This window comes from Pseudochrobactrum asaccharolyticum (assembly GCF_003314995.1).
GTDB classification, from domain to species: Bacteria; Pseudomonadota; Alphaproteobacteria; order Rhizobiales; family Rhizobiaceae; genus Pseudochrobactrum; species Pseudochrobactrum asaccharolyticum.
In genome coordinates this window covers 289,050-315,864 of sequence record NZ_QNRH01000004.1, presented here as the reverse complement: position 1 = coordinate 315,864, position 26,815 = coordinate 289,050, and the positions used below count along the sequence as shown (strand labels likewise).

The 26,815-nt window shown below is 51.6% G+C and carries 24 protein-coding genes, 1 other RNA gene and 2 pseudogenes; 14 read left to right on the top strand and 13 right to left on the bottom strand.

Annotated features, from left to right (window positions below; all coding sequences use genetic code 11):
* Positions 1–31 precede the first annotated feature (31 nt).
* Positions 32–940, bottom strand: coding sequence for a tRNA (adenosine(37)-N6)-dimethylallyltransferase MiaA (miaA, locus tag DFR47_RS12625; RefSeq protein WP_113945007.1), 909 nt, complete (start codon positions 938–940; stop codon positions 32–34).
* 41 nt (positions 941–981) lie between these two features.
* Here miaA and serB point away from each other — a divergent pair, with 41 nt between their 5' ends.
* A complete protein-coding gene (serB, locus tag DFR47_RS12620) occupies positions 982–1,881 on the top strand; it encodes a phosphoserine phosphatase SerB (RefSeq protein ID WP_113944769.1) in 900 nt (299 codons plus the stop codon).
* Positions 1,878–2,456 carry a GNAT family N-acetyltransferase gene (locus DFR47_RS12615; RefSeq protein ID WP_113944768.1) on the top strand — a complete coding sequence of 193 codons (579 nt, stop codon included), beginning with the start codon at positions 1,878–1,880 and terminating at the stop codon, positions 2,454–2,456. The genes serB and DFR47_RS12615 overlap by 4 nt, the downstream gene beginning before the upstream one ends.
* Before the next feature lie 193 nt (positions 2,457–2,649).
* On the opposite strand, the gene DFR47_RS12610 is transcribed toward DFR47_RS12615, so the two are convergent.
* The 7 genes from DFR47_RS12610 to DFR47_RS12580 form a co-directional block, all read right to left on the bottom strand.
* Entirely contained in the window at positions 2,650–4,152 is a 1,503-nt protein-coding gene (locus DFR47_RS12610; protein ID WP_374788321.1) for a DegQ family serine endoprotease, read from the bottom strand.
* A gap of 257 nt (positions 4,153–4,409) precedes the next feature.
* Positions 4,410–4,595, bottom strand: a complete 186-nt coding sequence (locus DFR47_RS12605) for a DUF2065 family protein (RefSeq protein ID WP_113944767.1) — start codon at positions 4,593–4,595, stop codon at positions 4,410–4,412.
* A gap of 15 nt (positions 4,596–4,610) precedes the next feature.
* Entirely contained in the window at positions 4,611–5,534 is a 924-nt protein-coding gene (hflC, locus tag DFR47_RS12600) for a protease modulator HflC (RefSeq protein WP_113944766.1), read from the bottom strand.
* Complete coding sequence (gene hflK, locus DFR47_RS12595; protein ID WP_113944765.1) at positions 5,534–6,676, bottom strand: FtsH protease activity modulator HflK; 1,143 nt, start codon at positions 6,674–6,676, stop codon at positions 5,534–5,536. The genes hflC and hflK overlap by 1 nt, the downstream gene beginning before the upstream one ends.
* A gap of 293 nt (positions 6,677–6,969) precedes the next feature.
* Positions 6,970–7,473, bottom strand: coding sequence for a dihydrofolate reductase (locus tag DFR47_RS12590; protein WP_113944764.1), 504 nt, complete (start codon positions 7,471–7,473; stop codon positions 6,970–6,972).
* Between the two features lie 3 nt (positions 7,474–7,476).
* Positions 7,477–8,271, bottom strand: a complete 795-nt coding sequence (locus DFR47_RS12585) for a thymidylate synthase (protein ID WP_113944763.1) — start codon at positions 8,269–8,271, stop codon at positions 7,477–7,479.
* Positions 8,272–8,393: 122 nt separating this feature from the next.
* Positions 8,394–8,705: a DUF2853 family protein gene (locus tag DFR47_RS12580; RefSeq protein ID WP_113944762.1), complete on the bottom strand. Its 312-nt coding sequence runs from the start codon at positions 8,703–8,705 to the stop codon at positions 8,394–8,396.
* A 271-nt stretch (positions 8,706–8,976) separates the two neighbouring features.
* Here DFR47_RS12580 and ssrA point away from each other — a divergent pair.
* Positions 8,977–9,343, top strand: a transfer-messenger RNA (tmRNA) gene (gene ssrA / locus DFR47_RS12575).
* A gap of 73 nt (positions 9,344–9,416) precedes the next feature.
* Here the strand turns inward: ssrA and DFR47_RS12570 are convergent.
* The gene (locus DFR47_RS12570) at positions 9,417–10,634 is read right to left on the bottom strand and encodes a multidrug effflux MFS transporter (protein ID WP_113944761.1); all 1,218 of its coding nucleotides are present in this window, start codon (positions 10,632–10,634) and stop codon (positions 9,417–9,419) included.
* A gap of 446 nt (positions 10,635–11,080) precedes the next feature.
* On the opposite strand from DFR47_RS12570, the gene DFR47_RS12565 reads away from it, so the two are divergent.
* From DFR47_RS12565 to DFR47_RS12555, 3 genes are all read left to right on the top strand, one after another.
* The gene (locus tag DFR47_RS12565) at positions 11,081–11,683 is read left to right on the top strand and encodes an SspB family protein (RefSeq protein ID WP_113944760.1); all 603 of its coding nucleotides are present in this window, start codon (positions 11,081–11,083) and stop codon (positions 11,681–11,683) included.
* A 63-nt stretch (positions 11,684–11,746) separates the two neighbouring features.
* Entirely contained in the window at positions 11,747–11,956 is a 210-nt protein-coding gene (locus DFR47_RS12560) for a DUF4169 family protein (RefSeq protein ID WP_113944759.1), read from the top strand.
* A complete protein-coding gene (locus DFR47_RS12555; RefSeq protein WP_113944758.1) occupies positions 11,953–12,222 on the top strand; it encodes a ribbon-helix-helix domain-containing protein in 270 nt (89 codons plus the stop codon). The genes DFR47_RS12560 and DFR47_RS12555 overlap by 4 nt, the downstream gene beginning before the upstream one ends.
* Before the next feature lie 9 nt (positions 12,223–12,231).
* Here DFR47_RS12555 and DFR47_RS12550 read toward each other — a convergent pair whose 3' ends face one another.
* A complete protein-coding gene (locus DFR47_RS12550) occupies positions 12,232–16,068 on the bottom strand; it encodes an AsmA family protein (RefSeq protein WP_113944757.1) in 3,837 nt (1,278 codons plus the stop codon).
* A gap of 356 nt (positions 16,069–16,424) precedes the next feature.
* Between DFR47_RS12550 and DFR47_RS12545 the strand changes: the two genes are divergently transcribed.
* From DFR47_RS12545 to DFR47_RS12530, 5 genes and pseudogenes are all read left to right on the top strand, one after another.
* Positions 16,425–17,501 carry a serine/threonine protein kinase gene (locus DFR47_RS12545; protein WP_113944756.1) on the top strand — a complete coding sequence of 359 codons (1,077 nt, stop codon included), beginning with the start codon at positions 16,425–16,427 and terminating at the stop codon, positions 17,499–17,501.
* A gap of 221 nt (positions 17,502–17,722) precedes the next feature.
* A pseudogene (locus DFR47_RS22340) lies at positions 17,723–18,614 on the top strand (ATP-dependent helicase); the annotation flags it as partial.
* 110 nt (positions 18,615–18,724) lie between these two features.
* Positions 18,725–20,338: pseudogene (locus tag DFR47_RS22335) on the top strand (3'-5' exonuclease); the annotation flags it as partial.
* Positions 20,335–20,562 carry an NUDIX domain-containing protein gene (locus DFR47_RS12535; RefSeq protein WP_113944754.1) on the top strand — a complete coding sequence of 76 codons (228 nt, stop codon included), beginning with the start codon at positions 20,335–20,337 and terminating at the stop codon, positions 20,560–20,562. The pseudogene DFR47_RS22335 and the gene DFR47_RS12535, both read left to right, overlap by 4 nt.
* A gap of 199 nt (positions 20,563–20,761) precedes the next feature.
* Positions 20,762–22,138: a dicarboxylate/amino acid:cation symporter gene (locus DFR47_RS12530; protein WP_113945005.1), complete on the top strand. Its 1,377-nt coding sequence runs from the start codon at positions 20,762–20,764 to the stop codon at positions 22,136–22,138.
* A 52-nt stretch (positions 22,139–22,190) separates the two neighbouring features.
* Here the strand turns inward: DFR47_RS12530 and DFR47_RS12525 are convergent, their stop codons facing one another.
* The 3 genes from DFR47_RS12525 to DFR47_RS12515 form a co-directional block, all read right to left on the bottom strand.
* Entirely contained in the window at positions 22,191–23,555 is a 1,365-nt protein-coding gene (locus tag DFR47_RS12525; protein WP_113945004.1) for an Nramp family divalent metal transporter, read from the bottom strand.
* A 211-nt stretch (positions 23,556–23,766) separates the two neighbouring features.
* Positions 23,767–24,264 (bottom strand): CreA family protein, encoded by a 498-nt coding sequence (locus DFR47_RS12520; protein ID WP_113944753.1) that lies wholly within the window; start codon positions 24,262–24,264, stop codon positions 23,767–23,769.
* 55 nt (positions 24,265–24,319) lie between these two features.
* The gene (locus tag DFR47_RS12515) at positions 24,320–24,967 is read right to left on the bottom strand and encodes a DapH/DapD/GlmU-related protein (protein WP_113944752.1); all 648 of its coding nucleotides are present in this window, start codon (positions 24,965–24,967) and stop codon (positions 24,320–24,322) included.
* A gap of 108 nt (positions 24,968–25,075) precedes the next feature.
* Between DFR47_RS12515 and DFR47_RS21570 the strand changes: the two genes are divergently transcribed.
* The 3 genes from DFR47_RS21570 (at position 25,076) to DFR47_RS12505 (ending at position 26,812) form a co-directional block, all read left to right on the top strand.
* Positions 25,076–25,255 carry a hypothetical protein gene (locus tag DFR47_RS21570; protein ID WP_147245548.1) on the top strand — a complete coding sequence of 60 codons (180 nt, stop codon included), beginning with the start codon at positions 25,076–25,078 and terminating at the stop codon, positions 25,253–25,255.
* An 11-nt stretch (positions 25,256–25,266) separates the two neighbouring features.
* Entirely contained in the window at positions 25,267–25,854 is a 588-nt protein-coding gene (locus DFR47_RS12510; protein ID WP_113944751.1) for an SCO family protein, read from the top strand.
* Positions 25,855–25,933: 79 nt separating this feature from the next.
* Positions 25,934–26,812: a 50S ribosomal protein L11 methyltransferase gene (locus DFR47_RS12505; protein WP_113944750.1), complete on the top strand. Its 879-nt coding sequence runs from the start codon at positions 25,934–25,936 to the stop codon at positions 26,810–26,812.
* The last annotated feature ends 3 nt before the right edge of the window (positions 26,813–26,815 follow it).

Sequence of the window (26,815 nt, the reverse complement as noted above, 5' to 3'; positions counted from 1 at the left end):
GTGTTTCACCCACGTTAACGGGCCAAAAGGATCAGCCGACGTAGTCTTCAGCCCGTTCCAGCCGCCGCCATTCGTCACCAAACTGGTTACGGAACCATGTCATCTGCCGTTTGGCATATTGGCGCGTGGCGATCACTGACAGTTCCATTGCCTTTTCGCGTGATATTTCACCTTTGAGCCAGCTTTCAATCTCACGTACACCGATGGCTTTCATCACCGGCAAAGCCGCATCCGGCTGTAGGGCAAGCAGAGCTTGCACTTCCTGTACAGCATTGCCCTGCATCATCAGATCAAAACGCTGTGCAATGCGTTGGCGCAGCCATGCCCTGTCCGGCATCAACACCAGTTTTTCCGCATATAGCGGATCAATCAGTGCTTTACCTTTAGCTTCCTGCCATTCGATAAGCGAGCGTCCGGTGCTGTCGATTACTTCCAGAGCGCGGACAATCCGCTGACTGTCACCCGCCTTCAGCCGTTCTGCCATTGCCGGATCGCGCTGTTGCAATTCCTCGTGCAGGCGCGGTGCGCCTTCTTCCAGCATACGGTTGCGCCAATAGTCGCGCACTTCGTCTTTCACCAGCGGCATGTCTGAAAGACCACCGAGCAGCGCTTTGAAATAAAGACCGGTACCACCGGTAAAAACCGGTATGCGCCCCTGCAATTCCGGTCTGGCCAGCAGTGCCTCTACTTCTTCCAGCCAGCGACCGGTCGAATAAAGTTGCAATGGTGAAACATGGCCGTAAAGATAATGCGGAACAATTTGCAGATCGTCAGATTGCGGGCGCGCCGTCAGCTGATCCAGCACATCATAAACCTGCATGGAATCACTATTTATGATATAGCCGCCGCAATCCCTTGCGAGACGCAGTGCCAATGCTGATTTACCGCTGGCAGTCGGCCCCGCGATCAGAATTGCCTTTTGCCTGTCTCTCTGCTCTATCACTCAAACATTCTCCAAACGCACAAAGCGGAACCGGTTTTATGTCCCAGCCTGCCTCACTTGTTACCACACTGATCTGCAATCCTGCTAATCCGGTTCTGACACCTGAACTGGCGCATAAAGCCTGCGAGGCTGCTGATACGCAAGCCCTTTACTGGCTTGCAGACGGTATTGCCTGTGATCTGCCACTGAAAACCGGTGCGGATGCCGCACAGGTGGCTGAAAATATCCGCGCGGCACTGGGTGATGCTCCTGTGGATGTGGTTATTCAAGAACAGGATAGCCGCCGCAAGAAACTGCTGATTGCGGATATGGATTCCACCATGATCCAACAGGAGTGCATCGATGAGCTGGCCGAAGAAGTCGGCCTGCGCGAGCATATTGCCGGCATCACTGCCCGCGCAATGAATGGTGAAATCGCCTTTGAACCAGCCTTGCGCGAACGCGTCGCCCTGCTCAAAGGTCTGCCGGTCAGCATCGTTGATCAGGTAATCGCCAACCGCATCACCCTCACACCGGGCGGGCGTGAACTGATCGCCACCATGAAGAAAAACGGTGCCTATACGGCTCTGGTTTCCGGCGGGTTCACCAGCTTTACCTCCCGTATTGCCGCCATGCTCGGCTTTGACGAAAACCGTGCCAATCTTCTGCTGGATGACGGCACACATCTTACCGGCCTTGTTGAAGAACCAATTCTCGGTGCCGATGCCAAAAAAATCAGCCTTGATGAAATCTGTGCCACGCTCGGTATTACAGCTCAGCAGGCTATGGCAGTCGGTGACGGTGCCAATGATCTACCGATGATCAAACATGCGGGTAGCGGTGTTGCCCTCCACGCTAAGCCTGCGGTTGCCGCACAGGCACGCATCCGCATTGATCATGGCGACCTGACAGCACTGCTCTACATTCAGGGTTACAGAAAAACGGATTTTGTTAAATGAGCACCATCATTGAAACGCCCCGCCTGCTGCTACGCAACTGGCAGGAAGAAGACCGTGCATTCTTCCATGAGATCAATTCGGATCCGGAAGTGATGGAGTTCTTTCCGGCTTTGCGCAGCCGTGAAGAATCCGATGCACTGATGGATCGCATCGTGGCCATGATTACAGAAGACAGCTTCGGCTTCTATGCTTTGCAAGACAAAGCAACCGGTGATGTTGTCGGCTTCACCGGTTTAATGAGAACAGATCTGGAGCCATTCATGCCAAAAGGCGTGCTGGAAATCGGCTGGCGTTTGGCAAAGCGTTATTGGGGCAAAGGCTATGTGACCGAGGCTGCGCTTGCCTCGCTCGCCTATGCTTTTAATGAACGCGGACAGGATGAGGTTGTCTCCTTCGCTGTCCATAATAATCACCGTTCAACTTCAGTGATGCAACGCATTGGCATGGTCAATGATCCGAAGCGCGACTTTGACCACCCGAAAGTACCGGACAGCCATCCGCAGCTGAAACGCCATGTGCTTTATACCATCAGCAAACAGCAATGGTTGAATCAACATGGTAAGTCCGGCGCCTAATCCGTTCATCTGATTCAAGTTTTTACAAATAAAGAGGCCGGAGGATGCGCACATCCTCCGGCCTTTTCTGCATTCTTGTTATAGCATTTCCAGAAAAAGTGCGAAGCGGTTTTGCGTCGGATAATGCGTAAAAAACAAACAGTTACAGCGGCTCCAACGATTCATTCTTAACTGGAACCGCTGTAATGTAAGATCAATCGATACGCAGGGTCACAAAGCGCAGTTCACCACTTGGTGCTGCCAGCATCAGCAATGCATTCTTGCGTCCCTGCTGGCGCAGTTTTTCAATCTTCTTCTGAAGATCGGCAGGCGCTTTCACGGTTTCCTGCGCGAATTCAACAATCACATCACCGGCTTTCACCCGCTTTTCTTCAGCAGTGGATTTGGCTTCAACCGCGCTAATCAGCACGCCTTCAACATCCTCAGAGATTTCATATTGCTTGCGCTGGGCATCATCGAGCTTTCCAAGCGTCATGCCCAGAACAGTCACTGTCGCCGCTTCTTTAGCCTTAGCGCCATCTTTAGCCTCTGCGGCTTTGTCTTTGTTTTCGTAATCTTCCAGACGGCCGAGCTTGATCGTTACAGTCTGCTCTTTGCCTTTGCGCAGCACCAGAACACTCACTTCTTTGCCCACCGGACTTTCTGCCACCACGCGCGGCAATTCGCGGGCATTCTCGACATCTTTACCGTCGAATTTCAGAATAACGTCACCGGCCATCAGCTCTTTATTCTCAACACCGCTATTGGCGATAAGACCGGCAACCAAAGCCCCTTTGGCTTCTTTCATGCCGAAGCTTTCCGCCACATCATCCGTTACCGGCTGAATACGCACACCCAGCCAGCCACGGCGGGTTTCACCGAATTCTTCCAGCTGCTGGATAACTGACACAGCAAGCTCGGACGGAATAGCAAAACCGATACCGATAGAGCCGCCGGTCGGCGAAATAATCGCCGTATTGATACCAATAACCTTGCCATGCATATCAAACAGCGGGCCGCCGGAATTACCACGGTTAATGGCCGCATCGGTCTGAATGAAATTATCATATGGCCCCGCCTGAATATCGCGGTTACGTGCAGAGATAATCCCAAGGGTTACGGTGCCGCCCAAACCAAACGGATTACCGATCGCCATGACCCAGTCACCAATGCGCGATTTTTCAGAATCACCAAAACTGACATCCGTCAGCTTGTGTTTGGTCGGATCGACTTTCAGCAATGCAATATCGGTTTTGGTATCTGTGCCGAGCAATTCAGCTTTCAGCTTCTTGCCATCGGTGAAATTCACCTCAATCTCATCAGCATCCGCAATAACGTGGTTGTTGGTGACAACGAGCCCCTTCTGGGCATCAATCACAAAACCAGAGCCAAGCGACTGCATTTTACGTGCGGCACTGCCGCCGTCTTTCTGATTTTCTTCAGAGAAGAAATCATCAAAGAATTCCTGAAACGGCGAACCGTCCGGCACTTCCGGTGCTGGCTCAGCCTTTTCCTCACCATTCTCGTCCTTCACGGTCTGCGAGGTCGAGATATTCACAACCGCATCCAGCAAGCCCTCAGCCATATCAGCAACGGAAGCAGGCCCCGCAACAGACTGCCCCAGAGGCGCGAGCTTGCCCGCAATCACCGGCGATGTCTGTGGTGCCTCTGCAGCAGGTTTATCCTGCGCATAGCCGCTGACAGAGCTCAGCAACACTGTGCTTACGGACAAGGCAGCAAGAGCCGCTCGCATAGAAAACAAACCCGTGCTTTTATTCTGAATGCGAACCATCTGGGACTCCGCCTGCTTCTGTTATTTTTTGATGCTTACAACCGATTGGAAGTAAAATAAGGCCAGAGCATGTCACGGTCAAACACCTTCACTTCACTAAGCGATCAGATGAAAGACAACACACTCCGGAAATAAAAAGGCGTATGGAAAACCATACGCCTTTTTTGTTCAATTTCGGCAGATCAGCCTCTGACCAGCCATACCACACCGACACCCAGAACCAGCGCAATCATACCTGCTGTACGCAGATAATTTTCCGGTGCTTCTGACACATCTCTGGCCATACGTCTGGCGAAGTGCGGAAAGCCGCCATAGAGAAGCCCCTCTAAAACGAGAAGCAATCCTATGGCTGTTATCAGATCATTCACAATCGTATCCGACCCTTACTGAGCGGTCTGTCCGGCGCCCGCAGGCTGCGTTGTCAGTTTACCGGCTGCATCCTTAAAGAAGCGGAAGAACTGTGAATCCGGCGACAGAACCATGGTTGTGCCTTCAGCCTGCAAGGCCTGACGATAGGCATTCATCGAACGGTAGAATGCATAGAAGTCAGGATCCTGATTTGCGGCTTCCGCAAAAATACGACCACGTTCTGCTTCACCCTCACCGCGCAGGACTTCAGAGTCACGGCTGGCTTCGGAAACGATTTCCACAACCTGACGATCAGCAACAGCTTTGATACGCTGTGCTGCTTCACGACCACGCGCACGCAGACGTTCAGCTTCGGCAAGACGTTCGGCCTTCATACGATCAAAAGTCTGCTGGGAAACTTCAGCAGTCAGGTCAGTACGGCGAATACGCACATCCTCAATGGTCAGACCAAGGGATTCCGCATCCGGACGCAACTGATCACGCACTTCACGCATCATGCTGCCGCGTTCTTCCGACAGAGCCGATTCAAAGCCGCGCAGACCGTAAACCTGACGCAGAGCCGCATCGAGACGAGTACGCAGACGCTGTTCAGCAAGCATTGTATTTGCCGAAACAGTTTCACGGAATTTACGGGCATTGGTAATGCGGTAAACGAGGAACGCATCCACATCATAGAACTTACCGCCGGAAACCTGAACGCGAATATCGTCCAGATCAAAGCGCAGCATACGGTCATCAATCAGCTGCACATTATCTGCCTCAGCAAAGGCAAATGGCAGCTTGAAATAAATACCAGGCTCGGCTTTCACATCAACAATCTGACCAAAGCGCGAGACGATCGCTTGCTGGCGTTCATTGACCACAAAAACCGAGGAGTAAACCAAAAATGCGACAACAGCGAGCGCACCAACGATAAAAGGCAAACGATTCTGACCCATTACTGGCTGCCTCCCGCTTTATTCTGCTGACGCATCAGCTCAGTCAGGGGCAAATATGGCATAACATTATTGCCGCCTTCGATAATCACTTTATTGCTGTCTTTCAGCACCTGCTCCATGGTCTCAATGAAGAGACGATCGCGGGTAACATCAGGAGACTGCTTGTAAATACTCAGGACAGAGTTAAAGCGCTGGCTTTCACCTTCTGCTTCCTGAACCATACGGGTTTTATAACCGGCAGCATCTTCACGAACCTGCGCAGCTTCACCGCGAGCCTGACCCAGCTTCTGGTTAGAATACTGGTTTGCTTCTTCGACGAAACGGTCTTCATCCTGTTCAGCACGCTGTACTTCATCAAAGGCATCGGCCACTTCACGCGGCGGCGCTGCATCTTCGATGGAAAGTGCTGTGATCTGGATACCCGCGCCATAGCCGTTCAATGTTGCCTGAACGATATCACGTACCGATTCAGCAATGGCCGCACGATTATCACGGAACACGTCCTGTGCAGGACGGCGGCCAACGATTTCACGGATCGCGCTTTCAGAAACCTGACGAACCATATTGTCAGGATCCTGTACCTTAAACAGGTAAGAACGCGGATCGGAAACACGATAAAGCACGGAGAACTGAACATTAACAATGTTCTGGTCACCGGTCAGCATCAGACCCTGTGTGGCACCACGGGTGCCCTGACCGCCAATATTGATCTGGCGTTCACCGGTTGAGACTTTTTCATAAGTTTCAATCGGCCAGAGATGGAAATGCAGGCCCGGCTCAGAAACGACTTCCTTCGGCACACCGAAGCGCATCTCAACAGCAAGCTCATCAGGCTGCACAGTATACATGGCCTGAAACAGCCAGAAACCGGCCAGCGCAACCGCACCGATCACGAACATAGCCGGACCGCCACCATTGCCGCCACCGCCCGGGATCACCTTTTTCAGACGATCCTGACCTTTGCGCAGAATATCTTCCAGATCCGGAGGAGTTCCGCCGGGGCCTCCGCGCGGTCCTTTAGGGCCTTGTCCCCATGGTCCGCCCTGATTAGAGCCGCCATTATTGGAACCGCCGTTGCCGGATCCGCCATTTTTATCGCCGCCGCCCCATGGGCCGCCGCCATTTTGATTACTCCAGGGCATCCTCACCTCTCGTGCCAGATGTCAGAGGCGGAACACCTCTATTCATCAATCAGTATGTTCCGTTTATAGGTACGCAAAAGCACTCTTTCAACGCAAGACACGAAGATTCATCACGCTTTTGCAATTTTCAGTCAAATTAGTTGATCAGCATGGTAAAAAACAGGCATTTCCTGACCATGATCAGGCAATTAGAGCGGTTTCATTTATGGCAAAAACAGTAAATCCGCTCTGATTGTGTATTCTTATGCCTTATCCTGCGCAAAACCGGTGCCCGTTTTTAGCTCGCAAATGCTTTACCGGCGCTCATAAACCACATAGCGGGTCGCATAATTGTCTTTCTCACCCGCAGGCACATGCTCTTCGCTGGTGATCTGCCAAACGAGCGGATCAACAGGACCAAAAAAAGCATCGCCATCAATTGACGCTTCAATATGCGTCACATGCAGATGCGTGGCTTTATCCATCGCCTGTGCATAAATCTGCGCGCCGCCGATGATGCAAATTTCATCAACACCGGCTGCTTGTGCCGCTTTTTCACCAGCCATCAGCGCCTCATCAATTGACGGTACAACCAACGCGCCCTCTGCGGCATAATCCGTATCACGGGTGATGACAATATTGGTGCGGTTCGGCAACGGGCGGCCAAGCGATTCCCATGTCTTGCGCCCCATCACCACCGGCTTGCCGAGCGTGAGTTTCTTGAAGCGCTGCAAGTCAGTGGAAAGACGCCACGGCATGCCATTATCACGCCCGATCACACCATTTTCTGAAACAGCAACAACAAATGATACAATCATATCTTATACCGCAATCGGTGCTTTGATTGACGCCTCGGCTTCATAACCAACCAGCTTGAAATCCTCAAAGCGGAACGCAAACAGGTCCTTGATTTCCGGATTGATTTCCATCACCGGCAGCGCTTTAGGCTCGCGGCTCAGCTGCAGTTTCGCCTGATCAAAATGGTTATGATAAAGATGCGCATCACCGAGTGTGTGCACAAACTCACCCAGCTTCAAACCGGCAACCTGCGCAATCATCATGGTGAGCAGCGCATAAGAAGCGATATTAAACGGTACGCCAAGGAAAATATCCGCCGAACGCTGATAAAGCTGGCAAGATAATTTACCGTCAGCCACATAGAACTGGAACAGACAATGGCATGGCGGCAAGGCCATTTCATTGACCAGCGCAGGGTTCCATGCAGAAACAATCAAACGTCTTGAATTAGGATTTTGCTGCAAATCCTTCATAAGATTCGCAATTTGATCGATATGCGTGCCATCCGGTGCAGGCCATGAACGCCACTGCGCACCATAGACAGGGCCAAGGTCGCCATTCTCGTCAGCCCACTCGTCCCAGATGCTCACACCATTCTCTTTAAGATAAGAAATATTGGTGTCACCGCGCAAAAACCACAGCAATTCGTGGATGATAGAGCGCAAATGCAGCTTTTTGGTCGTCAGAACAGGAAAGCCCTGCGCGAGATCAAAACGCATCTGATAGCCGAAAACAGATCGTGTTCCGGTACCGGTACGGTCACCGCGATCTGTGCCATTGTCGAGGACGTGCTGAAGAAGATCAAGATATGTACGCATAGATACTATTTAACCCGTCCGCGCAGAAAGATCACCTATTAATCCTGCACTGCCCACAACACATCATGTTGATCGGAACAGCAATAAAAAAGCCCCGCTCTAGGCGGGGCTTTTAAAAAATCTCAGAGGCTTTCCAGCTTACCGAGCGACTTTGCGCAGAGATAATAGAAAGTCACGCGTTGCTTGTTATGGTCGCCTTTCATGGTTTCTACCACACTGGCGATAACTGCTTCAGCTTTGGCATCATCTTCAACGCCGAGTTTGCGGCCAAGCCAGCTGGTGCGAACAGTTGCGAGTTCGCTCGGATCAGACGCTGCAACCAGCGACGCATCGCGGCTGCGCAGAGCGATACCAAGATGCTTTACGATCTTGTCAACAACAGCCTCATCAGCAGCTGCATCGTAACGGCGCACATCGGCTAGATAATCAGTCATGAAACCATTCTCCTTCAATCTGACCGCTTTTACGGCCGTTAAATCTCAACAGGGTAATTGCTCCAATGGCTAATGAATCGCCATTTAATTTAATTACCTGTATATTATGAAAGAATTGACCAGCACGCAGAAGCTGTCAATGCGTTATATCGTGAGAGTGCCGGAAAACGCATCAAACTGTTATTTCAGTCTTTTTTGATAAATGATGGCGCAGTTATAAATTCGCCAAACCGCATATTTTTCGTAAGCAAAAGCATCGAAAGCGCTTTGCCCTCTTTTCAAGCGGGCAGAAGCCTCCTATATAACCAGTGTCGGCTTGACCGGCTATGGTGATAAATGGACTACGTAATAAACCTATTGGACCCGGGGGCGGTACCCGGCGCCTCCACCAGAATACAGCTTAGACTGAAACGGCTGTATTGTGGCGGGGGCGAAATAGGATCGACAAGGGCGTAAAGGTTGATCTTTCACTCGGCATTGTACCACCGTTATCGGGCTAATTGAGTAGTTGCAAATGACAACAAAGCTCAGGGTTACGCTCTCGCTGCCTAATGGCGGTGCGGGAAACCCGACCTAAGTCCTTAGGGTTAGCCCCTTAAGGCGGGGTTCGGAGGCACCTGGCAACAGAAGCCTCCACTTTCTCTCTTCTATATCTGCATATGAAAAAGGCACCGGATTTCCCCGATGCCTTATTTTGTTTGTACCGATAAATTATCGGATAATTGTCTCGGGCGATGCAGGCTTCTTTAAACCGTGACGCATAATTGTCAGGTAAGCCAGCACCCAGCCGGAAAAACCACACAAAGCAATAGCCACCAGCATCGGCAGCACAGTGCCGTTCATGATGAATGAGCTAAGCCCCATCGCTGCCGCCGCGACCAGCAATTGCAAAGTTCCGAGCAGTGCCGCCGCTGTACCGGCAATCTCACCATGATCATCCAGCGCCAAAACGCTGGTACCGGGCAGAACCAGCCCCAGAAAAGCATTACCGATAAACAGGAATGTCATAATCACCCACAGGCTTTGCGAAAGCAGCAGCGCAGCCAATACCATAGTGATCATCGTCACCAGATATCCGGTTATCGCATAGGCCACCAGACGGTTCAGACCATAACGGCTGGCCAGCATACCGTTGAACTGCGAAGCACCGAAAAACGAAATCGCATTCACGGAGAAAACCAGCGAATATTCGCGCGGGCTCAAACCGTATTTATCCATGAAGATAAAGGACGAATTGGCGAGATAGACAAAAAATGCAGCCATGCAAAAACCACCGATGCAGGTCAGCCCGATAAATTTACTGTCGCGGATCAGAAGCGCATAGCCACGTAAAGCACGCCCTACCCCGCCGGAAATCCGTTTTTCTACCGGACGCGTTTCTTCCTGCGCGAAGCACACCAGAGCAAGCCCCAGAATAGCTGCCAGCAATACCGCCCAGAACACACCGCGCCAGCCGAAATCATCAATGATAAAGCTACCGGTCAGCGGCGCGAGAATTGGCGAGATCGAGAAAACCAGCATCAGCATCGACATCAGTCGGGCAGCATCTGCTCCGGTATAAAGGTCGCGCACAATAGCACGCGGCACAACCATTCCGGCGCTGGCACCAATCCCCTGCACAAAGCGGAAGAAAATCAGCATCTCAATATTGGTCGCCAATGCTGAACCGACACTACCGGCAGCAAACAGAACCAGCCCCAGATAGAGTGGCAGTTTACGGCCATAAATATCGGAGAACGGCCCGCAGAACATCTGCATCAGCGCTGTAGCCAGAAAAAAGACCATCAGGCTCATCTGCACCGCAGCCTCATTGGCATGCAAATCTTTGGCAATTGCAGGCAATGCGGGCAGATACATATCAATAGCAAACGGCCCGATTGCCGATATAAAGCCAAGCACCAGCGCAGTGCGTATCAAATGAACAGACATTTCAATAAACTTTCAGAATAGCAGACAGATTACCGCTCTGCCTCTGCGTGTCAGCCATTATTCCGGCCTGAAGGGAGTGCGAAAATAGTGACGGAACCTTAAATGGTCAACCGGCAAATGCAGCTCTTAAAACGTTAAAACACCGGAACTGTTCCGAAATATATGCGGTGGTTTTCGGGATAAAATACACGTAAAACAATGAGAGGTTTCGTTAGAAAAAGTAATAATTATAAAAATCCCTTTCACCTTTCATTACAGCGGTATATTGATAATGAGACAGGGATACAGCGCTTTTTTCACACAAAGGACAAAAGCTGCTGTACCAATGCATCAGACGATGCTGTTTTTGGCGGCAAACCGTTATTGATTATCGATTGATCATGCGGCAATGCTGACTTAGACAACATTTATGACAACACTCCTCGAATCCGCGGGATAAGGATTTAATGGTTCAGGATCTTATCCGTTACGATATTCTTGCTCAGGATGCGCTTCGCGGCGTTATCCGCAAAGTGCTTATGGAAGTGAATAAGGCCGGTCTGCCGGGCAATCATCACTTCTTCATCACCTTTCTGACTGAAGCACCGGGCGTCCGTATTTCATCTCGTCTGAAGGAAAAATATCCTGAACAGATGACAATTGTTCTGCAGCACCAGTATTGGGATCTGGTGGTCACCGAGCAGCTTTTTGAAGTTGGTCTGTCTTTTGGCGAAATCGCTGAAAAACTGGTCATCCCGTTCTCGGCTATTCGCGGCTTCTATGATCCGTCGGTGAATTTCGAGCTGGAATTTGATGTGTCCGTTGCCTTGCCAACCGGCGACAATGACACGGATAATCTCGAAATCGTCTCTGAACTGCGCCCGCAGGATGAGAGCATTGCAACGGATGATACCGAGACTGCGGCCAAGCCTGCGAAGAAACCGGCCAAAAAAGCTGACCGCAGCAAAACCGCCGCCAAAGATGACAGCACTGAGACAGCAGAAACGGAAGAAGAAGCTGCCAAGCCTTCAGCCGATGTTGTGTCTCTTGACGCTTTCCGCAAAAAATAATCAAATATCCGCATTTCGGCCACCGCCGGAATGCATCTCTGTTGCTTGTTGAGAGGCATCGTCATGAGTGACATTATCAATCTCAAACAGTTCAAAAAACGCAAAGCCCGCGCTTCCAAAGAAATGGAAGCCAATGCTAACCGCATTCTGTTCGGGCGCACCAAGGCAGAGAAAACCTTCGACAAAAATAAGTCTGCGAAAGACGAAAGATTTTTGGAATTGAACAAGCTGGAACCGCGTAATCCCGGCTCATCAGAAACTGAAACAGAATGAGCGAAAAAACCGCTCCCCTTGCCAGCACAACGGCTCGCAGCAAAGCACGCCTGCGCAAGCATTCCATTACCCTGCACGGTCATGCGACCAGCTTCTCACTGGAAGATGCTTTTTACGATATTATCGTAGAGATCGCAGCACAAAACGGCCAGTCTCTCGCTTCACTCATCGCGATGATTGATGATGAACGCGACCGTGAAAACAATCTCTCCTCCAGCCTGCGCCTTTATGCACTAGACTGGGTACTGAGCAAAACCGGCCTGTAAATCCAACTCTTACTGAATTGTTGTTTCCGGCAGCGTCTGCAAGAACTCATCCAGATTTGGTTTGAAATCAGGCGTCACACCTTGCTGCTTTGGCTGTTCCTGCGGCAATACTGTACCGGAACCTGCGGCTTCCTCAGCCCGTTTACGCACCGCTTCTTCGGCTTCGATACGCTGACGCTTCCGTGCTTCTGCCCGAGCGGTATAATAATCAGCCTCACGTTTCAGCCGTTGTTTCTCAATGATCAACGCCTGTGCCGCCTCTACCCGCAGCTGCTCACGTAGCAGGCTGCGCTGCGTTAAAAACTGTACCATCGGCTGATAGTCAAAACGGATTTGCGGCTGGCTCCAGGAGCCGGACAAAGCAAACTGCACCTGCGCTGCCACATCATTGCGCTCATGCTGCGGCAGAACCATATCCAATGCACCGGAACCACCCCAAGCAAAACGGTTAAGGTCAAACTGAATATCTGTACGTAATACCGCCTGATCACTCTCAATTTTAACTGATGGCGCTCGGAGAATACCACCGGCAAGCGACAGCGGCGCCTGCACCGGATTGGCATTCATCTGCCCGCCTTGCGTCAAAGCGTGCGATAGTTTGGTACGCTCGGCCTCTGCTTGTTTCGGCTCAAGCGGTGCTTTGCCAGATCCTGTCAGTTCATCGGATTGGCGTAGCATTTCCGGCATTGCGGCAATATCCAGTCCGGCAATCACCGGATTTTCAATTGTCAGCGCCCCTTCTCCCGCCAATGAATGAACAAGATCAGCCATAGATTTACCGCTGCCGGTAAAGCCCAGTTTGATATCGCTTTCACCGCGCACAGGTGCCTGCATATTTTCAGGCTGATAGAGTGCCGCCATATCACCTCCGGACAAGCGCAGATCGCCATTTACCAGCACTGTTCCATTGGCATTATTGAGTTCCAGCTTGCCCGATAATTTGCCGTCAGCCCATTGGCCGCCAAGGTCAGCGACCTGTAATTGCTGATCATTTTTAACCAAACGGGCAGAGAAGTCCGTTAAGGCCAGCGTGTCTGTGAGTGCTGCCTCTGTGGCCAGCATTTTCAAATCCAGTCCGAGCGGCAGGTTGCTTCTTTTTCCAAACGCAGTTTGCGACCAGTTCTTGCCATTCATCGCTGAGAGATCTGTGAGCGGCAGACCGGTCATGCCTGCGAAGAGTGCAGCCAGATCAAAGCGGTCCAGCTTAATCTCGCCACGCAATTGCGCTACAGCCTGATCACTCAGTGAGCCGTCCAGCCGCGCAGTCACTGCCTCATCATCGATTTTGCCCTGCAAATTCGGCAAACGGACAATATTTTTTCCGAACTGAAAATCACTGGTTATATCCACTGGCAATCCGGCACCAAAGCCACGACCGAAAGGCAAAGCATAACCTGCGGTCGCCAGAAACGGCTCAAGATCGTCACTTTTCAGAGCGGCTTTACCACTGGCAGTCAGCTCATCTCCGGTCAGCGTAATCACACCGTCGAGACGGGCATTGCCGTCATCACTGCTGATTTCCAGTGCCGTTTTCATACCGGCAACGGGCGCGCCCTGAGCCTGCAAATTCAGCTCCGCCTCACCCATCATCCCCAATGGCACAACCGGCAAGCCAAGTAATGCCAAAGCCGCCTCACCGGAGTCTGCCTTCGCATTGGCTGTCAGAGAAAGCTGCATTGGTTCGGCACCGGTCAAAGTGCCCTTGGATGATCCCGCAACGGAGAGCATCAGAGCACCGCTTTGACCATTCAGACTAAAGGAAAACTCGGCAATATCGCTCTTGTCAGCATTCGCCGCTTTGCCGCCGGATTTAACCCGGCTACCACGCGCTTTTTCAACTTCTGCAGCTGGCTGCTTCGCATCCGCTTCACCAGCCTGCTCTGCATTGTCACCATCGCCGAACAAATTGACCGCATTAACCAGCAGGTCGAGCTTCGTACCCGAAAATAAATCAGGATAGGACACAGCACGCGCAGCAAGTGCCGAGATCAGCGGCTCGCGCGGGAAGCTGGCATTGAGCTGACGTAAGACAGGGCTGAGATCATCTGCCAGGATGGTCGCATCAAGATTGGCATTCACCGAATTATCAAACGGACGCAATGATCCGGTCGCAGTAATCGTTGCGCCGTCCAGACCACTGATCAGCAAGCGGTCGAAATCCAGCTTACCATTACTCAAACGAAACGCGGTATCAAGCTGCTCGGCTTCCAGCTCGGCAAATTTAACCGGTCCTGCCTTGAGATTGACTGTCAGGTTCTCTCCGGCAAGCGCAGATAAATCACCTTCCCGCAGAAACAACCCGCTCAGCAACTGCATCGTACCGGCATCGAGCGCTTTGCCCTGAATATTCAGCACCGAGGACGTCGCGCGTTTTTCGCCACCGCTGCGTTCAAAACTACCATTCAGTATTGTTTCGCCCAGCACAATTTCCAGATCATCGATCTTCTGAACATCATTATTCAGATTGATTTTTCCGGAGAAACCCGCCGCGGGTACCTGCGCTAGCGCAGGTTTGCCATTCTCACCGGAAAGCCATGCTGCAAATCCGGCAGGCTGGCGCGAAGCCAACAGAAAGTTTCCCTGAAAACCGAAATCCGAACCAAGCTGTAATTTGCCCTTGGCTTCAATCTGAGTACGCCCCGGCAAATCAGCCTGTAACTGACTGATATTCCACGCGCCATTATCCGGCTCGGCACGAATAATCACCGAGCGGATCGTTGTGCCGCTGGCGACAATTGCGGGCAAGCGCAGATCAATATTGCCCGGAATATCCGGCACCGGAATGCGCTCCAGCAATACCTGCAGAAAATCCACTTTCTCACGGAAAGACAATACCGGCTGCGATGATGCAGCCTTGTCATCTTTCACGCTGATATCAGGCTTCATCCCGTCGAGATAAACCTGCTGGCCATCCGCACTGATCATAAAATGCGGATTATCCGCCAGATCAAGCTGCGCCTTGCCATTAATCACATAGGGCGCATCAGCCTCGCCCTGCTCCATACGGAATTCTTCAATATTGAAGCCGCTATTCTGCGCTTCAAACTTTCCGGTCAGCCGCAGCTTATCCAGTGTGACAGCCGGTGTATTACCTTGTTTCTTGCGCTCTTCATCGCTCAAGGTCAGAAAAGAGAACTGTCCCTTATAGAGCGGCTGGCCATCGGCAATGGTGACATCGCCTTCTGTCTCCAGCGACAAAGCCAGATTGACCGGCTGCAAACCAATGCGCAAGCGCAGCGGACCATCCGCTTTTTTCTCAGCTGTATTGATTTCAAAGCCGAAAGACTGGCCATCGGCCTGCAAGCGACCGTTAATTCGCCAAGGCCCTGCCAGACTGTCAGCCGACAGTGTCGCATTGATATTCTGCAATTCCTGCTGGCGGCCACGCATACCGTCCTGCAGCGTAATCTGCCCGTCCCGCAACGCCAGTTTTTCAATGCGGACTTTCGATCCGGCCAGATTGCTGTTTTCAGGCAATGTCCAGTTCAGCTTCCCCTGAGCATCGAGACCGGCAAACAGATGCGGCTTTTCCATCCGCATATCAAAAATCAGAATTTCGCCGCGCAAAAACGGCATCAGCTCCGCATCCATGGAGAACTGAGCCATCGTCAGCGCATCACGGCCATCTTCGCCTTCAACACGCACATCAGAAAATGTCACAGAAGGAAATGGTAAAAGACGAGCTTTGGCAGTGCCGTTCACATGTACAGGGCTGCCTAAAATGCGGCTGGCTTCCTGTTCAAAACGGTCACGATAGCCTGTCCAGTCGATAAATGGCGGTACAACCAGCGCTAATGTCAGCACCAGAACCAGCAAACCACCAATAACAACGAACAAACGCCCCAAAGTCTTACTCCGGCTGTTCTACAGCCATATATCCAAACATGCTGCCTTGCAGCCATTAATCAACAAAGCTGCTAGCCAGCAATTATCAGAATAGCTGCATAGCAGCTGGCATGAATCACATTTCAGTGCGCACCATAGCGGCACAAAGCCTGCTGCACCAAGGTAATTTCACATCTGAAAAGCCTGAGCACCGCTGTCCACAAGCTTGAAACAAATTGCCAAAGACCATCACATGACTTGATCCGCCGCGCGCTAATCTTTACAGGTGTCATATAACAGCCAATATCATTTTGTTTTTCTGCTCTTCGGGCAGCAAAAGCTCATCACTCAATTGACTTTATATCTGTGACATTATCATGAATTATTCAACATCCGAGACCGATGCCCAACTCATGGAAACCATTCCGGCTTTCTATGAGACTGCTGTTTTCAAGCGGGATGTTTTCTCGGAAACCCGTGCCGGCTATTTTGAAGGCGAACCGGAAACCCGCATTATCCGCCGCGTAGTCAGCGCAGCTCCATGGTGGTCAAGTCCGCTGGCCTGGTGGCTGGCACGTCGTGAAATCCGCGGCCTGAAGAAAGTGCGTGGCATCAAAGGCACCCCGCAGCTACTCGCGACAGATAAAGACGGCCTGTATCGTTCATGGACTGACGGCACGCCATTGCATCTTGCACGCCCTTCCCATCGCGAATGGTATTTGTCGGCACATCGCATTCTGCGTGACATGCGCCGCATGGGTGTGACCCATAATGATTTGCAAAAGCCGCAAAACTGGCTGATGACACCGGAAGGCGAAGCCGCTGTGATTGACTTCCAGCTGGCTTCTGTTCATCGCCGTCGCGGCGCTTATTACCGTCTGATGGCCTATGAAGATTTCCGTCACCTCATCAAACAGAAGCGCAATTTTGCACCTGACCTGATGACCCCGACGGAAAAACGCATTCTGGCACGTCGCTCCTTACCGTCGCGTATCTGGCTGGCTACAGGCAAAAAAGCCTATAATTTTATCACCCGCACCATTTTCAATTGGTCTGATGGCGAAGGCACCGGCGACCGTATTGATAATGAAGGTCCGGCGATTATTTCCGCGTTGAAATCTGATCCGCGTGTGAAGGATGTTTCCCTGAGCCTCTATTCCCTGCCAGCCAAAGGTGTGGGGATTTATGCTTTTGTTGAAACGCTGAATGCCGATGAGAAATCGCTGCGTGCACGTCTGAAGGGCTATAAAGTCGAGCTGCTTCAGCCGGTTGCGCATTTGCCGCGCCGTGCGGATGGTTCTGTCCGTGAGGATATTTTGCGCCTCGTAGCCATGAACCAGATGACCGAGCTGGATGAATTGCTGCTGCGTGAACCGGAAATGCGTGCACTGGTGGAAGCACTGGCTGCCCATCGCCTTAACTTCACAGACCGCCGCATTACACAGATGGAATAGCCTCGTTTCTATCCATCATTCTATCAAAACGACCTGAATAAAGTACCTGCTTACAGCGGTTCCAGTTAAGACTGAAGCGTTGGAACCGCTGTAACTGTTTGTTTTTACGCATTATCCAACGCAAAACCGCTTCGCACTTTTGCTGGAAATGCTATAAAATACAGGTACTTTATTTGTTCTGGTCTATGGCGTTTCGCTTAAGAATCATTACATTCGGAACCATGTCAGATTTTCCAGATGATATTCCCTTCTTCGGGGAGCCGGATGTACCGGCCACACCTAAACCGCAAGCTGGCCCATCGGCAGGTATTGCTGCGCGGGCTATGCAGGCGCGTAACCAGCAGCGCGGTGAACCAGACTATCTGCAAGGGTTGAATCCCGAGCAGCGGCAGGCGGTTGAAACGACTGAAGGACCGGTTCTGGTTCTGGCTGGTGCTGGCACCGGCAAAACCCGTGTACTGACTACCCGTATTGCCCATATCATCCGGCAAAATCTCGCTTTTCCGAGCCAGATTCTCGCAGTGACTTTTACCAACAAAGCTGCACGCGAGATGAAAGAGCGTATTGGCCATCTGCTCGGCGGTGCCGTTGAAGGCATGCCTTGGCTTGGTACTTTCCACTCGATCGGCGTCAAAATTTTGCGCCGTCATGCCGAACTGGCAGGACTGCGCTCTGACTTTACTATTCTTGATACGGATGATGTGATCCGCCTGCTCAAGCAGCTTATTCAGGCTGAAGGACTGGACGACAAACGCTGGACGCCGCGCTCTTTCTCGATGATGATCGATGGCTGGAAGAATAAGGGCTATGGACCGTCCGAAATTTCCGAAGGCGATGCGCGTGCTTTTGCCAATGGCAAAGGGCGTGAGCTTTATTATGCCTATCAGGAACGATTGAAAACACTGAATGCCTGTGACTTCGGTGATCTTTTGCTGCATCCGATCCGGATTTTCCGCAAATATCCGGACATCCTGCGCGAATATCACGCAAAATTCCGCTATATTCTGGTGGATGAGTATCAAGATACCAATACCGCCCAATATATGTGGCTGCGGCTGCTTGCGCAAAGGCCTAGCAACTCAAATGCCCACTCAGCACCAACACAACCAAACAATGCACCCAACGCGACCGACTGGTCGTCGGCTGACTTTTCAGCCGCCCCTGCGGAGCGCAGCCGCGATAGCGGCGACAGCGTGAGCACAAATAAAACTACACAACAGATTAACATCTGTTGTGTAGGCGATGATGATCAGTCGATCTATGGCTGGCGCGGGGCGGAAGTCGACAACATTCTACGCTTTGACAAAGATTTTCCGGGCGCGACGATTATTCGTCTTGAGCGCAATTACCGCTCCACACCGCATATTCTCGGTGCCGCTTCCTATCTGATCGCGCATAATGAAGGGCGCTTTGGCAAGACACTATTGCCACAGGCAGCCAGTGACGACGACCAGAAAGTGCATGTTCACGCGGCTTGGGATTCCGAAGAGGAAGCCCGCGCAGTCGGTGAAGAAATTGAACAGGCACAGCGCCGCGGACATCTGCTTAATGATATGGCTATTCTGGTACGTGCTTCGTTCCAGATGCGCGAGTTTGAAGACCGCTTTGTAACACTCGGCCTGAATTACCGCGTTATCGGTGGCCCGCGCTTCTATGAGCGTCAGGAAATCCGTGATGCCATGGCCTATTTCCGTGTGGTTGCCCAGCCCGCCGATGATCTGGCTTTTGAGCGTATCGTTAACACACCAAAGCGCGGTCTTGGTGAAGCCAGTCTGCGACTGGTGCATGATTATGCACGTGCAAAAAACATGCCGATGCTGCTTGCGGCAGAAGATCTGATTGCAACGGAAGAGCTGAAACCAAAAGCCCGTTCAGCACTGCGCGAAGTGGTCGAGAACTTCCGGCGCTGGCAGGGATTACTTGATAATAAATCCCATACGGAACTGGCAGAAATCATTCTTGATGAATCCGGTTATACGGCGATGTGGCAGAATGACCGCTCCGCCGAAGCACCGGGTCGTCTGGAAAACCTGAAAGAACTGATCCGTTCCATGGAAGACTATGAAAGCCTGCGCGGCTTTCTCGAGCATGTAGCTCTGGTCATGGATACGGAACAGAATGAAGGCATGGATGCTGTCAGCATCATGACACTGCACTCTGCCAAAGGTCTGGAATTTCAAACCGTGTTCTTGCCGGGTTGGGAAGAAGGTCTGTTCCCGCATCAGCGTGCGTTGGATGAAGGCGGTCGCTCAGGTCTGGAAGAAGAACGCCGCCTCGCTTATGTCGGCGTTACCCGCGCCAAGAAAAATCTGCATATCTGGTTTGTGTCCAACCGCCGTATTCACGGCATGTGGCAGACCACGATCCCTTCCCGCTTTTTGGAAGAACTGCCGGAAGAGCATGTGGATATTGCGGAATCTGACAGTTCCTATGGCGGCGGCTACGGCCAGTCGCGTTTTGATAGTGTGGGGCGCGGTGATCCGTTCGCCAATTCCTACTCCACACCGGGCTGGCAGCGCGCGCAACAAAACCGCTCCGATGCGACACGCAATAATTGGGGCTCGCGCTCGGGTGCCAATGTCGAGCGTATCGGTTATGGCGAAACGGATTCCGGTTTCGGTGCCGGTCGCGGTTCGGTCAAAGGCAAAGTGATTGACGGTGAACTGGTTGCAAAATCCGTTTCCTCAACTGCGTCTGCGTTTAAAGTCGGCGACCGTGTTTTCCATATGAAATTCGGTAACGGCAATGTCGCCTCAATCGACGGCAACAAGCTGACAATCGACTTTGACCATGCCGGACAGAAACGCGTCATTGACAGCTTTGTAAGCCCTGTATGAGCCATATCAGCAATGTCCTGCTCTATCGCAACGGACAAATTCTGCTAGGCAAAAGATCACCGCACCGCCGGACATACCCGAATTGCTGGGCATTGTTCGGCGGACATCTAGAGGGTGGTGAAACACCCGATCAGGCTGAGGCAATGCAATTGCCGGATCTTGCGCTGGACGAATACAGGTCTGCCTTTCAACAGGCACTACCCCTTATCCGACAGAGTCTCTGATCAGGATAAAAATCCGCACAAAAAAGAATAGCAGAATATTTTTCCAATACTGCACTGTATAAGAGCATAGTGTCATAAAGGGCAGCTCGTCAGTAGCATCCCATTGCTTAACGGGCATATAAATCTCGGATAAATTTCAACTCAACAAGCGGAGGAGCAAATTTGCCCCTTCGCTTCACTTGTTTTGAAAGAAAAATCCATGTCCGACGCTCATGTGAAAAAATCTTCTGCGCAGGCCAAACCACTCTACCTGAATTTCGGTTTTCAGGTATTGACCGCAATGGTTATCGGTCTGCTGCTTGGTCTACTTGCCCGCAATATGGGGCCTGATATTAACGGCAATGCCAACTGGCTCTCTGTTACGCTGCAGACAATCGGCTCGATCTTCGTGCAGATGCTGCGCGCATTGGTGCCACCACTGGTATTCACCGCGATTGTGGCTTCTATCGCCAATCTGGCTGCGCTTAACAATGCCGCCAAGCTGGTCTGGCAGACCCTGCTGTGGTTTGCGATCACCTCATTCATTGCTGTGCTGATCGGTATTGCCCTCGGCCTGATTATTCAGCCGGGTATCGGTTCCGGCGTTGCTGCAGAAGCTGCCAAGGCGCCTGCCTCTGCCGGTTCATGGCTCGACTTCCTCAAAGGCTTGGTGCCTGCCAATATGCTCGGCCTCGAAGCTAGCACCAAACTGGGCAAAGACGCCGCCACCACTTCGCTGAACTTCAACGTATTGCAGATTCTCGTTGTTGCGATCACCTTTGGTGTTGCAGCACTGAAAGCCGGTGATGCTGCGAAGCCGTTCCTTGCCTTCAACCAGTCGCTGCTGGTGGTCGTGCGTAAAATTCTGTGGTGGGTTATCCGCCTGACCCCGCTCGGCACTATCGGTCTGCTTGGCCGCGCTGTTGCACAATATGGCTGGGAAACTCTGGTTCAGCTCAGCTGGTATGCAGCGGCCGTTTATATCGGTCTGGCAATCGTGCTGTTCGTGGTCTATCCGGTTATCCTGCTGATGCACGGTCTTAAACCATCGCGCTTCTTTGCCGGCGCTTGGCCTGCAATTCAGCTGGCTTTTGTGTCCCGCTCCTCCGTCGGCACCCTGCCGGTGACAGAGGCCGTGACCGAACGCAATCTCGGTGTACCGCGTGAATATGCAGCTTTTGCTGTGCCGCTCGGTGCAACAACCAAGATGGATGGCTGTGCTGCAATTTATCCGGCGATTTCGGCTATCTTTATCGCCCAGTATTTTGGTCTGCCACTCGGCCTGCAGGAATATGTGCTGATCGCCTTTGTTTCCGTGCTTGGTTCGGCAGCGACAGCCGGTCTGACCGGTGCGGTAGTGATGCTCACCCTCACCCTTTCCACCCTCGGCCTGCCGCTTGAAGGTGTTGGTCTGTTGCTCTCCATCGACCCGATCCTCGATATGGGACGTACAGCAGTCAATGTTGCCGGTCAGGCATTGGTGCCGGCAGTTGTTGCCAAGCGAGAAGGTATTCTCGATGAGGCTGTCTACAACAGCGAAAAGAACATCGACGATATCGATCCGTCACATCTGACAGCGCAAGGCGTTGCCGCTTAAAATACGACACAAAAAAAGCCGGAGTTTTCTCCGGCTTTTTTATTATCAACTGTCAGGCCGCTACCGTAGCCACATCATAAATCAGCTTCAGGTTCAGCAGGATTACGATCAGCGCCACCAGCCATGCACTGGCTGTCAGCCAGAGAGGTGAGCGCAAAGCCCCCATCTTTTTACGATCAGACGTAAACATGATCAGCGGCACAATCGCAAAAGGCAGCTGCAAACTCAGCACAACCTGACTGAGGATCAGCAAATTGGCTGTCCCTTTATTCCCGTAAAGCATCGTCACAATAATCGCCGGTATAATCGCCAGCCCGCGCGTGATCATCCGTCTGACCCATGGGCGGATGCGGAAATTGATGAAGCCTTCCATCACGATCTGACCGGCCAAGGTAGCCGTAACTGTCGAGTTCAGCCCCGCACAGAGCAAGGCCACGCCAAACAGGATTGGTGCAAGTGTGCTGCCAAGCAGAGGGGCAATCAGTGCTTCGGCCTGCTCAATCTCAACCACATCTGTACGACCGACCTTGTGGAAAGTCGCTGCCGCCAGAATGAGAATAGACGCATTAACCGCCAGCGCCAGCATCAGCGCAATGGTGGAATCCCATGTGGAATAGGTAATCGCCTCACGTTTTTCTTCTAAATTACCGCCATATTTGCGCGTCTGCACGATGCCCGAATGCAGATACAGATTATGCGGCATTACCGTTGCGCCGATAATTCCCAGCGACAAATAAAGCATTTCCGGATTGGTCACGATCTCGGTTGTCGGTGCAAAACCACGCAGAACGGCGCCCCACTCCGGATCGGCAAGTACAATCTGCACCAGAAAACACACGGCAATCACGCCCAGCAGAACCAGCACATAGGCCTCAATCCAGCGAAAGCCTTTGCTCTGCATATAGAGAACCACAAAGACATCCAGAGCCGTGAGCAAAACACCAAGTTCGAGCGGCATACCGAACAGCAAATTCAGCGCAATCGCCGTACCTATCACCTCGGCAAGATCAGTCGCACAAATCGCAATTTCTGCACCAATCCATAAGAACCAAGCCATTGCCGGTGAATAGGCATCGCGACACGCCTGCGCCAGATCGCGTCCGGTAGCAACAGCCAGACGAGTGCAGAGTGATTGCAGCAGGATAGCCATAATATTGGAAACCAGCGCCACAACCAGCAGCGTATAACCGAATTTCGAACCACCGGCGATGGATGTTGCCCAATTACCGGGGTCCATATAGCCCACGGCCACGAGATAACCGGGGCCCGTAAAGGCCATCAGTTTTCTCCAGCGACTACCATGGCGCGGAACTGCAATTGATCCGTTCACCTCGGCCAGTGATTTGGCTGCACCCTGTTGCCGCCAGCCTGCGGACTTATCCGCACTTTCTGCCAGAATAAATTCATCTGTCTTCATCAAATTATCTTCATTGCAACAGTTAGTAATGAAATTCATTTGCAACTAGGCGCTTGATTTTAATTTCCGTCAAGTGAAAATTCTGGACTATGAAGCAGACATAAAAAATGCCGGTCAGAACCGGCATTTTCTCATTACAGCGCTGTGTGCCAGACTTGGCATACAAAACTCGCTCTAATACTTTAAAATTAAGACATAATTCCTTAGTCGTTTATTGGGGCTTACCCTTTTCCCACATCACATCGCCACGATAGAGCGGCACAGTAGAGAGGGATGTCTTGGCAGAACCATCCTGCACCTGAGAGGCATGCGCCAGATAGACCAGCGTATTGTTTTTCTGATCATAGACACGGGTAATCACCAGCTTCTTCCAGATCAGGCTGGTGCGCTCGGAAAATACCCGTTCACCACCTTTGCCTAACTTGATATCACCGATGGTTATCGGCCCTGTCTGCTCGCAGGAAATTGACGCATTGGACGGGTCTTCAAACCAGTTGCCTTTTTGCAGACGATCTATCATCCCGCGCGAGAACGAGGCGAGATGGCAGGTCACACCCTGCACCTTCGGATCCTGAACGGCATCAATCACGATATCATTGCCAAGCCAGTCCACGCCGACTTTTCCGATCTCTTCAGTCTGCGCGGTGCCTGCCAAAGCAGACAAGATCAGACCTGTACCCAGAGCAGCGACAGTCAGAAAGCGTTTCATCAACATCTCCTGTTTTCGGGATCAGAAACAAAGTGCAAGGTTGAATATAAGTGTCTTAAGCACCTTCTGCCAGTGGCAGCCACTTATCCAGAAACGCATTGATCTCCATGGTCTGGATATCCGGCAGTGCCTTATAAATCAGTTCCACCGGCCAGTCCCACCAGGCACTTTGCAACAGGCGCTCCACGGTTTTCTCATCAAAACGCGGCCGCAGAATTTTAGCCGGTACACCGGCAACAATCATATAAGGCGGCACATCTTTCGAGACCACAGCATTGGCACCAATCACCGCACCGGTGCCGACATTCACACCGGGCAAAATCACCGCACCATGACCAATCCACACATCATTGCCAATCGTCACCCGTCGGGACGAGCGATGCGCACGATAGTCCATATCCACGCCGATATTGCGGAAATATTCATTCGGACGATAGGTCATCTTATGCATGGTCAGACGCTGCATCGGATGCTCAAGCGCATTAATCCGCACATTCGAGGCAATCGAGCAAAAATGCCCGATCTCGGCATAAATCCCCTCGCCGTTACGCTCCAGATAGGTAAAATTGCCGATCTGCACATCGCGCAAAATCACGCGCTCGCCGATTTCGGTATATTTTCCGAGCTTCACTGATTTCAGCTGCGAACTCGGATGGATTTTCGGCTGCACATCGCGCGAGAACTCCGGCGCATCTTCAATCATAGCATTTCATTCCCGCACATCGTCAATTTCAAAATTTTCTGAAATTTCATTAAAGATGGAAAAACCACACAGACAACCTTTGCCAAACAGATCAGTCCGCGTTATAACATGATTATGACGACCGCTGACAGACAGGCCGACAGGCAAGACAACAGAAAATTGCTCTGGATTACCAGCACAGTGCTAATCACCGCACTGATTGCAGCTGCTTTGTTTGCAGGCTGGATGAATTACAGCGACACCATATTCATGACCATGCTGATGGATGGTGTTTCATGGTGCTTCTGAGGAACTGATCTATGCGCAAATATCTTCCCGTTCTGGTGCTGTTCGTAGCAGCCTTCACAATCGGCATTGTCGGTTTTCAGGCTTATCGCGATAAACAAATGGCTTCGGGTGAAGAAAGTGCTTATGGCGGCGCATTTAAGCTGGTTGCCATGAATGGCAAAGAAATCACCGACCAGTCTCTGCGCGGCAATCCTTCAGCGGTCTTCTTCGGCTACACCCACTGCCCTGTCGTTTGCCCGACCACTCTGTTTGATCTCGACAGCTGGCTGAAGCAGCTCGGCCCTGAAGGCGAAACCATTCGCGGCTACATGGTTACGGTTGATCCGGAGCGCGACACACCGGAATATATTGAAAAATACATTACCAATGTATCTGACCGCATTACCGGCATCACCGGCGATCCGAAAGACATCGCAACCATGCTGAAAGCCTATAATATTTATTCCAAAAAAGTCGATGAAGATGGTGAGAACTACACCATGGACCACACAGCATCCATTCTGCTTCTCGATAAAAACGGCCGCCTGCGCTCAACCATCGCCTATGGCGAACCGGCTGAAACTGCAATTTCCAAGCTGAAACGTCTGGCTGCAGGCTGATTAAAATTTCTAAGCACTCCCAATCAAACCCGCTTCGTGATAAGCGGGTTTTTTTATAACTCCAATTCAGAGAACCAACATGGCACAGTACCGCTTATACCTTACACGGGACAAAGATCAGGCTGAGCAGATTTTTGATCTGCTGGAACCGGTATTTGAAGAAGATGGTCTGCCGCTTGCCAATACTGAAATTGATGAAGACAAGCAGATTTATGAAATCTCGCTCTATACCGAAGACAAAGCCGGTGCTGATGAAGCCTTGCCGCGCATGGCTGCCTGTCTCGGTCTGAAACCGGATGAAATCAGCATTGAAGAACTGCCGGATATTGACTGGGTGCTGCATTCTCTCGAAGGCCTGAAACCAGTGCGCGCAGGTCGCTTCTTTGTCCACGGTTCTCATGACCGCGATAAGCTGCAGGACGGTGATATCGGCATTGAAATTGATGCAGGCCTTGCTTTTGGTACCGGTCATCACGGTACCACTGCCAGCTGCCTTGAAATGATTGAAGAAATCGTCGCGCTTGAAGAGCCTAAAAATGTGCTCGATCTCGGCACCGGCAGCGCGGTTCTCGCCATTGCAGTTGCTAAATTGCGCGATATTCCGGTTCTGGCCACCGATATTGATCCTGTTGCGGTCGAGGTTGCGCAGGAAAACGTGGTCAAGAACGGCGCCGACAAATGGGTTTCTACACTCACTGCCACCGGCTTTGATGATCCAGCAATGCAGGCACGCGCTCCTTTTGACCTGATCGTGGCCAATATCCTTGCCAATCCGCTGATTGAACTGGCAAATGAGATGCGCGCCCATGTGAAAGATAATGGTTCGCTGATCCTGTCCGGCATTCTGGAAACGCAGCGCGACAGCGTTCTTGCTGCCTATGAAGCCGCAGGTATCGAACATCACAAAACTATTTACAAAGAAAGCTGGGTTGCTCTTCACCTCAAGCCAAAGCTCTGATTA

What these genes read in the sequence shown, in the direction of transcription:
- serB (WP_113944769.1), top strand. Translation starts at nt 982, where the DNA reads ATGTCCCAGCCTGCCTCACTTGTTACCACACTGATCTGCAATCCTGCT.
- DFR47_RS12615 (WP_113944768.1), top strand. Translation starts at nt 1,878, where the DNA reads ATGAGCACCATCATTGAAACGCCCCGCCTGCTGCTACGCAACTGGCAG.
- hflC (WP_113944766.1), bottom strand. Translation starts at nt 5,534, where the DNA reads ATGGGTCAGAATCGTTTGCCTTTTATCGTTGGTGCGCTCGCTGTTGTC.
- hflK (WP_113944765.1), bottom strand. Translation starts at nt 6,676, where the DNA reads ATGCCCTGGAGTAATCAAAATGGCGGCGGCCCATGGGGCGGCGGCGAT.
- DFR47_RS12590 (WP_113944764.1), bottom strand. Translation starts at nt 7,473, where the DNA reads ATGATTGTATCATTTGTTGTTGCTGTTTCAGAAAATGGTGTGATCGGG.
- DFR47_RS12585 (WP_113944763.1), bottom strand. Translation starts at nt 8,271, where the DNA reads ATGCGTACATATCTTGATCTTCTTCAGCACGTCCTCGACAATGGCACA.
- DFR47_RS12580 (WP_113944762.1), bottom strand. Translation starts at nt 8,705, where the DNA reads ATGACTGATTATCTAGCCGATGTGCGCCGTTACGATGCAGCTGCTGAT.
- DFR47_RS12570 (WP_113944761.1), bottom strand. Translation starts at nt 10,634, where the DNA reads ATGTCTGTTCATTTGATACGCACTGCGCTGGTGCTTGGCTTTATATCG.
- DFR47_RS12565 (WP_113944760.1), top strand. Translation starts at nt 11,081, where the DNA reads ATGGTTCAGGATCTTATCCGTTACGATATTCTTGCTCAGGATGCGCTT.
- DFR47_RS12560 (WP_113944759.1), top strand. Translation starts at nt 11,747, where the DNA reads ATGAGTGACATTATCAATCTCAAACAGTTCAAAAAACGCAAAGCCCGC.
- DFR47_RS12555 (WP_113944758.1), top strand. Translation starts at nt 11,953, where the DNA reads ATGAGCGAAAAAACCGCTCCCCTTGCCAGCACAACGGCTCGCAGCAAA.
- DFR47_RS12545 (WP_113944756.1), top strand. Translation starts at nt 16,425, where the DNA reads ATGAATTATTCAACATCCGAGACCGATGCCCAACTCATGGAAACCATT.
- DFR47_RS12535 (WP_113944754.1), top strand. Translation starts at nt 20,335, where the DNA reads ATGAGCCATATCAGCAATGTCCTGCTCTATCGCAACGGACAAATTCTG.
- DFR47_RS12530 (WP_113945005.1), top strand. Translation starts at nt 20,762, where the DNA reads ATGTCCGACGCTCATGTGAAAAAATCTTCTGCGCAGGCCAAACCACTC.
- DFR47_RS12525 (WP_113945004.1), bottom strand. Translation starts at nt 23,555, where the DNA reads ATGAAGACAGATGAATTTATTCTGGCAGAAAGTGCGGATAAGTCCGCA.
- DFR47_RS12520 (WP_113944753.1), bottom strand. Translation starts at nt 24,264, where the DNA reads ATGAAACGCTTTCTGACTGTCGCTGCTCTGGGTACAGGTCTGATCTTG.
- DFR47_RS12515 (WP_113944752.1), bottom strand. Translation starts at nt 24,967, where the DNA reads ATGATTGAAGATGCGCCGGAGTTCTCGCGCGATGTGCAGCCGAAAATC.
- DFR47_RS21570 (WP_147245548.1), top strand. Translation starts at nt 25,076, where the DNA reads ATGATTATGACGACCGCTGACAGACAGGCCGACAGGCAAGACAACAGA.
- DFR47_RS12510 (WP_113944751.1), top strand. Translation starts at nt 25,267, where the DNA reads ATGCGCAAATATCTTCCCGTTCTGGTGCTGTTCGTAGCAGCCTTCACA.
- DFR47_RS12505 (WP_113944750.1), top strand. Translation starts at nt 25,934, where the DNA reads ATGGCACAGTACCGCTTATACCTTACACGGGACAAAGATCAGGCTGAG.